Source organism: uncultured Pseudacidovorax sp., from assembly GCF_913773995.1.
GTDB lineage: Bacteria > Pseudomonadota > Gammaproteobacteria > Burkholderiales > Burkholderiaceae_C > Xenophilus.
In genome coordinates this window covers 1-9,822 of sequence record NZ_CAJYES010000242.1, presented here as the reverse complement: position 1 = coordinate 9,822, position 9,822 = coordinate 1, and the positions used below count along the sequence as shown (strand labels likewise).

7 protein-coding genes are annotated in these 9,822 nt (G+C 72.1%); all 7 read right to left on the bottom strand.

Going from position 1 to position 9,822, the window contains the following annotated elements:
* On the bottom strand, positions 1 to 564 hold a 564-nt coding region (locus tag QZ772_RS22790), incomplete at its 3' end, for a phosphotransferase (RefSeq protein WP_295531478.1).
* On the bottom strand, positions 558 to 1,607 hold the full coding sequence (locus QZ772_RS22785; RefSeq protein WP_295531475.1) for a hypothetical protein: 1,050 nt from the start codon (positions 1,605 to 1,607) through the stop codon (positions 558 to 560). The genes QZ772_RS22790 and QZ772_RS22785, both read right to left, overlap by 7 nt.
* A 16-nt stretch (positions 1,608 to 1,623) precedes the next feature.
* Positions 1,624 to 3,750, bottom strand: coding sequence for a 3-hydroxyacyl-CoA dehydrogenase NAD-binding domain-containing protein (locus QZ772_RS22780; RefSeq protein ID WP_295531472.1), 2,127 nt, complete (start codon positions 3,748 to 3,750; stop codon positions 1,624 to 1,626).
* Positions 3,751 to 3,770: 20 nt separating this feature from the next.
* Positions 3,771 to 4,979 carry an acetyl-CoA C-acetyltransferase gene (locus QZ772_RS22775; RefSeq protein WP_295531469.1) on the bottom strand — a complete coding sequence of 403 codons (1,209 nt, stop codon included), beginning with the start codon at positions 4,977 to 4,979 and terminating at the stop codon, positions 3,771 to 3,773.
* A gap of 37 nt (positions 4,980 to 5,016) precedes the next feature.
* Entirely contained in the window at positions 5,017 to 5,814 is a 798-nt protein-coding gene (locus QZ772_RS22770; RefSeq protein ID WP_295531466.1) for an enoyl-CoA hydratase-related protein, read from the bottom strand.
* 10 nt (positions 5,815 to 5,824) lie between these two features.
* A complete protein-coding gene (locus QZ772_RS22765; RefSeq protein ID WP_295531463.1) occupies positions 5,825 to 6,964 on the bottom strand; it encodes an acyl-CoA dehydrogenase family protein in 1,140 nt (379 codons plus the stop codon).
* Between the two features lie 85 nt (positions 6,965 to 7,049).
* The coding region (locus QZ772_RS22760) for a LuxR C-terminal-related transcriptional regulator (protein ID WP_295531460.1) at positions 7,050 to 9,822 on the bottom strand (2,773 nt) is incomplete at its 5' end.

The window sequence follows — 9,822 nt, the reverse complement described above, 5'->3', positions numbered from 1 at the left end:
CAGCGCCAGACTGAAGACGGGCCGCGCCGTGCCGTTGGCCGCATGGGCCTGCGCCCAGTGGCGCAACTCGTCGACCGCCTGTCCTTCCCGCAGCGGCGGCAGTGCGTTGGCGGGAATGGCATGCAGCCGGGCGAGCGCCGCGGCGCAGTCCCGCAGCAGTTGGCCATGGGCGGCCACCAGCGCAGGCTCGCGCACGATGCGCGGCCCGGCGGTCTCGCCCGCCACATGGGCCATCACGTAGCCCGAGCCCAGACCTTCTTCCTCGGCCAGCTCGCTGAACACCTGCGGCACCGGCACGCCTTGGCCGCCGGCCAGGCGCAGCAGTGCGGCCTCGGCCGGCATCCCGGCACTCATCGCCTGGCTTTCCCGACTCCACAGTCTCGCCCGGCGCAGCACGCGGGGCTCGAGCGTGCCGGCACGGCAGGCCTCGAAGGTCCAGATCTCCTGGCTGGCGCCGGTGGTCACGGGCCGCAGCGCCTCCACGGCGTCGATGGCCGGATCGTGCGCGCGCAGGTGGCGCAGCAGCGCGGGCGCCAGCGTGTCGTCGGCGGCGGTGCTCACCATCCCGCGGCCATGCCTTCGAAGCGGCCCTGCGCATCGACATGGTCCATGTACTCGGCCAGGCCCCAACCCTCGCGGCCGCCGCAGCGGTAGCGCGTGAGGCTTTCCATGATGCGGGTGCGGTCGCTGCGGCCGTCGGCCAGCCGGCGCACATGGCGGCAGGGCAAGGCGTTCACCGTCTCGCCCTCGACCTGGTGCTTCCGGCCGCGCTCGTCGACGAAGCGCAGGTGGAAGCCGGCCGGGTAGCCATCGGCGCCGTAGCGGCTTTCCAGCGCGATCTCCTCCACATGCAGCAGCGCGGGCCCGCCGTCGTGCAGGTAGCCGGTCTTGAGCAGGCGTCCGTCGGCCTGGCGCACCACCATCAGGCAGAAGGCGAAGTCCGCGCCGAAGGTACACGGGAACCAGCGGTACCAGGGAATGGCCTGCCAGATGCGCGGCCCCCAGGAATGGTCGATGAGGCCATGGCCCTGCAGCGTCCACGATTCACCACCCACGGTGATGCGGCCCTGGCCGCGCAGCGACTGGTCGATGTGGGCGCGGGCGAAGTAGCGGCCCTCGCCTTCGTCGTAGGGCTGGCCGGCGTCGTCCAGCAGTTCGCCGCCATGCGGCGGCGCCACGGCGTCGAGCAACAGATCGACCTCGCAGTCCACCGCGGGATGCGCCTGGAAGGCCGCACGTGGGTCTTCCATCAGCGCGCCGTGCGGCAGCACATGCAGCGGCCCGCGGTAGGTGAGCCGACGCTGCGCGAAGGGTTCGATGACCCCGAAGTGCAGGCCCGCCGCTTCGGCACGCAGCGGATCCACGCCCTGCGGCCGCGCGTGGTGAAAGCCCACGCGCCCGTCCGGCAGGTAGAGGCACACGGTCATCTCGCCGAAGCCCTGGTTGGCCCGTTGGCCCACGCGGAACCAGCCGCCCAGGCCCTGCGCGCCATCGACCAGATGCAGATAGCGGCTCTCGTTGAAGAAAGGATGCACCTCCACCGGATGGTTGAAGTCGTCCTCCGGCCGCAGCGAGCGCACCGGGCGGAAGCGGCCGGAGTAGTCCATGCGCTCGCGCCTGCCCTCAGGCCGGGTGGTAGCGCCCGCCGCTTGCGGCCAGCTCGCGCAGCGCGGGTGGCACCTCGAAGCGCTCGCCATGCCGGCGGGCCAGCCGGTCGCAGGCCTCGACGAAGGCGGCCGGCCCGACGGTGTCGATCTGGCCCAGCGCCCCGCCCAGCACGGCCGGGAAGCCCCAGCCCAGCAGCGAACCCACGTCCGCGTCGCGCGGACTGACGATGCCCTCGGCCACGCAGCGCGCCGCCTCCAGCGACTGCGAGTACATCAGCCGCTCTCGCACTTCCTCCACCGTAGGCTGCTCGGCCGCGCGCGGAAAGACCTCCGCGAGACCGGGCCACAGCTGCCTGGCCCCCTCGGCCGGATAGTCGTAGAAGCCCTGCCCCACCTTGCGGCCCAGCCGTCCCAGGCGCTCGACCATGGTGGTCAGCACATGGTCCTGCGGCTGCTCGCGGTACGCCGCGCCCTGGTCGGCGCGCAGCTGCTTCATGGCCTTGTGCAGCAGTTCGGCCGACACCTCGTCGATCAGCGCCAGCGGCGGCATGGGCATGCCCGCCTGCCGGCCGGCGTTCTCGATCAGCACCGGGTCCACGCCCTCGCCCAGCATCGTCATGGCCTCGTAGGGGAACATGGCGAAGGCGCGGTTGGCATAGAAGGATGGGCAGTCGTTGACCACGATGGGCGTCTTGCGGATGCGCTTGGCGAAGTCCAGCGCATGGGCGATGGTCTCCTCGCTCGTCCGCGCGCCGCGGATCACCTCCAGCAGCGGCATCTTCTCCACCGGCGAGAAGAAATGCAGGCCCACGAACTGCGCCGGCCGCGAGGAGACCTCGGCCAGCCCCGTGATGGGCAGCGTCGACGTGTTGGTGGCGAAGATCGCGTCCGCATCCATGGCCGCCTCGGCGCGGCGCGTGACCTCGGCCTTGACGGCGCGGTCCTCGAACACGGCCTCGATCACCAGCTGGCAGCCGGCGAGCTGCGCATAGTCGGTCGTGCAGCGCACGCGGGCCAGTGTCGCGTCGCGCTTTTCCACGGCGAGCCGGCCCTTGGCCACCTGCGCGTCCATGATCTTCGCGCCATAGGCCTTGCCCTTCTGGGCCGCCTCGATGCTGGTGTCCAGCAGCACCACCTCCAGCCCGGCCTGCGCCGACACATGGGCCAGTCCCGCCCCCATCATGCCGGCGCCGAGCACCGCGATGCGCGAGTAGCTGCGCACCGGCACGCCGCGCGGCCTGTCGGCCAGGCGGTTCGCCTCGCCCATGGCGTAGAACAACGTGCGGATCATGTTCTTGGTGGCCTGCGAGGTGGCCAGGCGCGCGAACTGGCGCTGCTCGATCCGCAGGCCCGTGTCGATGTCCACCTGGCAGCCGTCGTACACGCAGGCCAGGATGGCCTCGGGCGCCGGATACAGGCCCTGCGTCTTCTGCAGCAGCCCGCCGCCCACGCCGAAGAAAAGCTGCGTGGGCCCGGGCGTCTGCGGCGAGCCGCCCGGGAACTTGAAGCCCTTGGCGTCCCAGGGCTTGACCGTGGCCGCGGCCCCTTCGGCGAGCAGCCATTCGCGGGCCCGGGCCAGCAGCTGGTCGGCGGGCACCACCTCGTCGACGATGCCGGCGGCCAGCGCGGCGGCCGGACTGACCTTGCGGCCTTCCAGCAGGTAGGGCAGCGCATTCTTGATGCCGATCATGCGCGGCAGCCGCTGCGTGCCGCCGGCCGCGGGCAGCAGGCCCAGCGTCACTTCTGGCAGGCCGAACTGCGCCTGCGGGTTGTCGGCGGCGATGCGGCGATGGCAGGCCAGGCACAGCTCCAGCCCGCCGCCCAGCGCCGTGCCGTTGATGGCGGCGACGAAGGGCTTGCCACCGGTCTCCAGCCGGCGCAGCGTGGCGCTCACCGGGCCCGAAGCGGCAAAGGATTGCTGCGCGTCGGCGATGCCGCGGATCAGGTCCAGGTCGCCGCCGGCCACGAACTCCGGCCGCGCCGAGGTCACGATGGCGCCCTTGACGGCCGGGTCTTCCAGCACGCGCCGCACGGCGGCGTCGAAGGCCGCCGTGCTCTCGGCGTTCATCACGTTCATCGGCCGGTCGGCCACGTTCCAGCGCAGGGTGGCAATGCCGTCCGCGTCCACCTGGTAGTCGATCATGTCCATGTGCTCCTTGCTCCTCACACCCGCTCGATCACCATCACCGAACCCATGCCGCCGCCCACGCACAGCGTGACCAGTCCGGTGGTCAGGTCGCGGCGCTCCAGTTCGTCCAGCACCGTGCCCAGCAGCATGCCGCCTGTGGCGCCCAGCGGATGACCCATGGCGATCGCACCGCCGTTGACGTTGACCTTGTCGTGCGGCACGCCCAGCGCTTCCATGAAGCGCAGCACCACGGCCGCGAAGGCCTCGTTGCATTCGAAGAGGTCGATGTCGCTGGCCGTCATGCCGGCGCGGCGCAGCGCGGCCTCGGCGGCGGCAGCCGGCGCGGTGAGCATGATGGTGGGCTCGCTGCCCATGGCACCGAAGCTGCGCACGCGGGCGCGCGGCCTGACGCCCAGCCGGTCGGCCATGGCGCGGCTGCCGATCAGCACCGCCGAGGCGCCATCGACGATGCCAGAGGAATTGCCGGCATGGTGCACATGCGCGATGGCGCCCACCTGCGGATAGCGCTGGATGGCGACGGCGTCGAAGCCCATCTTCTCGCCCAGCTGCGTGAAGGAGGGCTCCAGCTGCGCCAGCGACTCGACCGTGGTGTCGCCGCGCACATGCTCGTCGCGGTCCAGCAGCAGGTTGCCGTGCATGTCCTTGACCGGCACCACCGAGCGGGCGAAGCGGCCTTCCGCCCAGGCCGCCGCGGCACGGCGCTGGCTCTCGGCGGCGTAGGCGTCCACGTCGCGGCGGCTGGAGCCGTGCAGCGAGGCGATCAGGTCGGCCGAGATGCCCTGCGGGACGAGGCGATTGGGCAGCGTGATCTGCGGATCGGTCACCCAGGCACCGCCGCCGGCGAACATGGGCACGCGCGACATGCTCTCCACGCCTCCGCCGATCATCAGATCGGCCTGGCCGGCCATGACCATCGCCGAGGCGAAGCTGCACGCCTCCAGGCCCGAGCCGCAGAAGCGGTTGAGCTGCACGCCCGGCACCTCGCGGAAGCCCGGCGTGGCCAGCGTGGCGGCCTTGGCGATGTTGGAGGCCTGCTCCAGCGAGGGCTCGCCGCAGCCGAGGATCACGTCGTTGATCTGCTCGGGCGCGAAGCCGTTGCGCGTGCGCAGCGCGTCCAGGGTCACGGCCGCCAGCCGGGCGGGCGGCACTTCGTGCAGGCGTCCGCTGGCGCGGCCCTTGCCGCGCGGCGTGCGCACGGCGTCGAGGATGAAGGCGTCGGTCATGGGTTCGAAGGGAGCGTAGAAAAGAAGGAGCGGCCGGTCATCGGCCCTGGAACTGCGGTTTGCGTCGCTGCTGGAAGGCAGCGATGCCTTCGCGCAGGTCGGCGGTGGCGAAGACCTGCTGCAGTTGCCGGCCCTCGTGCGCCACCATGGCGTCGAAGTCGCCGCCCTGCAGCAGCAACTGTTTGCTGAGGGCGAAGGCGCGGGTGGGGCCCTGCGCGATGTCCTGGGCCAGCTGCCGTGCCTCGGCGGGCAGCTCGGCCGCCGGCAGCGCGCGGTTGACCAGGCGCAGGGCCGCGGCCTCGCCGCCCTTGAGCAGCCGGCCGGTGTAGATCAGCTCGCTTGCCAGGCCCAGGCCCAGGCGGCTCAGCAAGTGGTGGTGGGTGCCGCTGTCGGGCACCATGCCCAGGTTGCGGAAGGGGCTGCCCAGCAGCGCGTCTTCCGCGGCCAGCACGATGTCGCAGCACAGCGCCAGGCCGAAGCCGAAGCCCAGCGCGGGGCCGGCCACCTCGGCCACCGTGGGCACGGGCAGTTCGCGCAGCTGGCGCAGCAGCGGGCCCACCACCTCGGCGATCACGGCCATCGGGTCCGAGTCGCCCGGCCGGATCGAGGCCACGTCCCAGCCCGCGCAGAAGACCGCGCCGGCGCCGCGCAGCAGCACGGCGCGCGCGCCGTCGGCCAGCGCGCCGTCGAGCGCTGCCGACAGGGCCTGCGCGTTCCCGGTGCGGAAGCTGTTCTTGGGTTGCGGCAGGTCGAGCTCGACCACCGCCAGCGGGCCATCGTGGCGCACGGCGATGCCGTCGCGGGCGAAAGAGGCCTTGGTTTCGGATTCGCTCATGCGCTGTCCTTCAAAGATCGCGGGCGATCAGTTCCTTCATGATTTCGTTGGTGCCGCCGTAGATGCGCTGGGCGCGCGCATCGACATAGGCGCGGCCGATGGGCACCTCGGCCATGAAGCCGTAGCCGCCGTGCAACTGCACGCAGGCATCCACCACGCGGCCCTGCAGGTCGCTGCACCAGTACTTGGCCATCGAGGCGGCCTGCGCATCCAGGCGGCCGGCCATCAGGTCCGCCAGGCAGCGCTCCACGAAGGTGCGGCCGATGCGGATCTCGGTCTTGAGCTCGGCCAGCAGGAAGCGCGTGTGCTGGAAGTCCGCCACGGCCTGGCCGAAGGCGCGGCGGTCGCGCACATAGGCCAGGGTCTGGCGGTAGGCGTCCTCGGCGGCGGCCACGGCGGAGACGGCGATCTGCAGCCGCTCCCAGGGCAGCTCCTTCATCAGGTAGACGAAGCCCTGGCCGCGTTCGCCCAGCAACTGGTCGGCAGGCACGCGCACGTCCTCGAAGAAGAGCTCGCCCGTGTCCTGGGACTTGAGGCCGATCTTCTTGAGCGGCTGGCCCTTGCGCACGCCGGGCAGCGTGGTGTCCACCACCAGCAGGCTGATGCCGCGTGCCCCCGCATCGGGCTCGGTGCGGGCCACGACGATGACCAGGTCGCAGGTGGTGGCGTTGGAGATGAAGGTCTTGGCGCCGTTGAGCCGCCAGTGCCCGTCCTCCAGCACCGCATGCGTGCGGATGGCCTTGACGTCGGAGCCACCGTCGGGCTCGGTCATGGCCAAGGCGCCGATGGCCTCGCCCGTGACCATGCGCGGCAGCCATTGCGCCTGCAGCGCCGGGCTGGCGAAGTGCAGCAGGTAGTTGGTGACGATCTCGGAGTGCATCGTCAGCGACAGGCCAAAGTTGCTGTACGGCGCAGCTTCCTCCAGCAGCACGGCCGAATACAGCAGGTCCGCCCCCGGGCCGCCCAGCGCCTCGGGCACGGTGGGGCACAGCAGGCCCAGCTCGCCAGCCTCACGGAAGATGCTGCGGTCGAAGCAGCCGCGCTCGGCCCACCGGTCCAGCTGCGGGCCGACCCGCTCGGCCATGAAGCGGCGTACGGTGTCGCGCAAGAGTTCGTGGTCGGGGCGGTAGAGCTCGCTCGTCTGCGTCATGCGTCGCAGTGTCGAAAGCGCGGGCCGCGGGGGTATCGTCGCTTGCGACGAGATTGCGACCCCCGCCGGGGTCGAAAGCGTCCGCTCAGGGAATCAGACCCGCCTTGCGCGTGAGCGCGATGGCTTCCATGCGGTTGCGCGCATCGAGCTTGACGTTGATGTTGCGCAGGTGCGTGCGCACCGTGGTCTCGGCCACGAACAGCCGCTCGGCGATGTCGTCGTTCGACAGGCCTTCGGCCGCCAGGCGCATCACCTGAATCTCCTTGCGCGTGAGCAGCTCGCTGGCGGCAGCGGCGCTGCGCAGCCCGGGCGCCTCGGCCGGCCGGCTCTCGGCTGCGGCGGCGGGCGGCTCCTGCAGCAGGCGGTCCATGAAGGCCAGCGGCGCATCGGCACTGCCCTCCCCCGCGCCATCGAGCAGCACGGTCGGCACGGCCCGCAGGTCGCGCAGCAGTGTCATCAGGTAGGCGTCTTCGTCGAGGAAGGCGCGCACATAGCCTTCCGCGGCAGCCTGGCGCACCGCCTTCGCCAGCACGCGCATCGCCTTGTTGCGCTGCTCCAGCCGGTACAGGGCCTGGGCCAGCAGCAGCCGCAAGGTGAGCGCGCGGCGCTCGCGGTGGGCGCGCTCGGCCGCATCCAGCTGGCGGCGCAGCAGCTCCGCCACCTCCTCCGCATGGCCGCTGGCGATGGCCCAGCGCGCCAGGCCCAGGTCGTGGGTCTCCACCTCGTTGGCGCGCAGCGACAGCCGGCTCACGCGCCGCCACAGCGCCTTGTCGTTGCAGCGCTCCAGCTCGGCATGGGCCTGGGCCAGGCGACCTTCCACCACCAGCGAGCGGGCCCGCTCCAGGCGCGCACAGGCCACCACACGCGACAGGCCCTCGCGATGGCCGATGTGCTCCAGCTCGGTCAGGAGGCGCTGTGCGCGGTCGGCGTCGCCCTGCCCGCGCGCGATGCGGGCCATGACGATGTGCGCACCGATGAGCTGGTCCGGAATGCCCACGCGGCGGATCAGGGGGATGTAGACCGCCAGCAGGCGCTCGGCCTGCTCGCACTGGTCGGCCTCGTACAGCGCCTCGGCCAGCAGCACGCCGGCCATGGCATTGCCGTTGGTGGCGCGGGTGGAATCGGCGGCGCCCGCACTCACGGCCAGACGCAGGCGCGCCAGGGCCTTGTGCAGGCGCCCCTGCGTCAGGTCGACGGCGCCTTCGGCCGCTTCGGAGATGGCGAAGTTGAAGCTGCTGGCATGCGCCGGCTGGCGGCTGCGCGCGGCATCGGCCAGACGCAGGGCCTCGGGATAGCGGCCGGCGATCATCGAGAGGTTGGCCAGCACCACTTCGAGAAAGCTGCGCGCGAAGCTGGCGCTGGACGGCAGCGCCTTGAGCAGCGGCGCCACGCTGTCCATGGCCTCGTCGGTGCGGTCGGTGAGCACCATCAGCAGTGGCTGCAGGGCGAGCAGGATGGCACGGCTGTGCGGATCGTCGTGCACGTCCGGCCCCAGCGCATCGGCCAGCGGACCGGCGGCGCGCGGGCCGTCGGCCTGGCACACGGCCCAGGCATGCACCACCTGCAGCAGCGGCTGGTCACGCAGCTGACCGGCCTTGTGCAGCGGATCGAGCCAGCGCGAGAGCATCCGCACCCGCCCCTGATCGAGCAGCGGCTGCGCATGCGCGCGCAGCAGCGGCAACGCAAAGCCCAGGTCGCCCGCGGCCAAGCCATGGTCGATGGCCGGCACCGGCCTTGCGCTGGCCAGGAACCAGTCGGCCGCGGCCCGGTGCAGCACGGCGATGCGCCCCGGATGCTGGCGCCGCAGCTGCGCCCGCAGGAACTCCGCGAACATGCCGTGATAGCGGAACTCGCTGCGGTCGGCCTGCAAGGGAATGAGGAACAGGTGCGCCTGGTCGATGGCCCGCAGCAGTTCGGCGCTGTCGTGCTGCTCGCCCACCGCCACGCACACGGCATCGCAGAGCGAGGCATCGAGGCGTGCCAGGATGCTGGTGTTGAGCAGGAAGGCGCGCACGGTCTCGCTCTGGCGGGCCAGCACATCCTCCATCAGGTAGTCCATGACGGCGGCATTGGAGCCCGAGAAGCCGGCGATGAAGCGGCCGGGCTCGTCGCGGTCTTCCAGCGTCACCGAAGCCAGCCACAGCGCCGCCACCCAGCCCTCGGTGCTGCGATGCAGGCGGCGGATGTCCTCCGGCTGCAGGGCCAGGCCGCGGCGCTCGCGCAGGTAGCCGTCGACCTCGGCCTCGGAAAAGCGCAGCTGCTCCGGCTCGATCTCCAGCAGACGGCCGCGGGCCCGCAGCCGGCCCAGGCCCAGCTCGGGCGCGCCGCGCGAACCGGCGATCAGCTGCGCGCCGCGCGGCAGCTGCGCGATCAGCTCCTGCAGCAGGCCCAGGCCCACGGCGCCCTGCAGCTCCTCCAGGTCGTCGAGGAAGAGTGCGAAGGGCGCGGGATGCGCGGCCACCGCATCGATGAGCGCGAAGGCCAGTTCGTCGGCGCCGGCCGGGCCGGCGGGCTGCAGGCGGCGCAGGGCGGGGATGAGCGGCTCCAGCGCCGCGATCAGCACGGCCAGCAGCCGGCCCACGTCGTTGTCGGCCCGGTCCAGCGTCAGCCAGGCGTGGGGCAGGCCGGTCTCCTCGAAGCGGCGACGCACCTGCAGCATGACGGTGGTCTTGCCGAAGCCGGCCGGCGCGCGCAGCAGCACGAGGCGCGCAGCGCCGGCGTTGAAGATGCGTTCGCACACCTCGGTGCGTGGCAGCTCGAAGGCGGTGTCCAGCGGCGGACGCAGCTTGCCGGCCAGCGGCACCGGCAGCGGTGCGGCGGGCGCGGGCGCTGGCGCTGACGCGCCGGCATCGGCGATT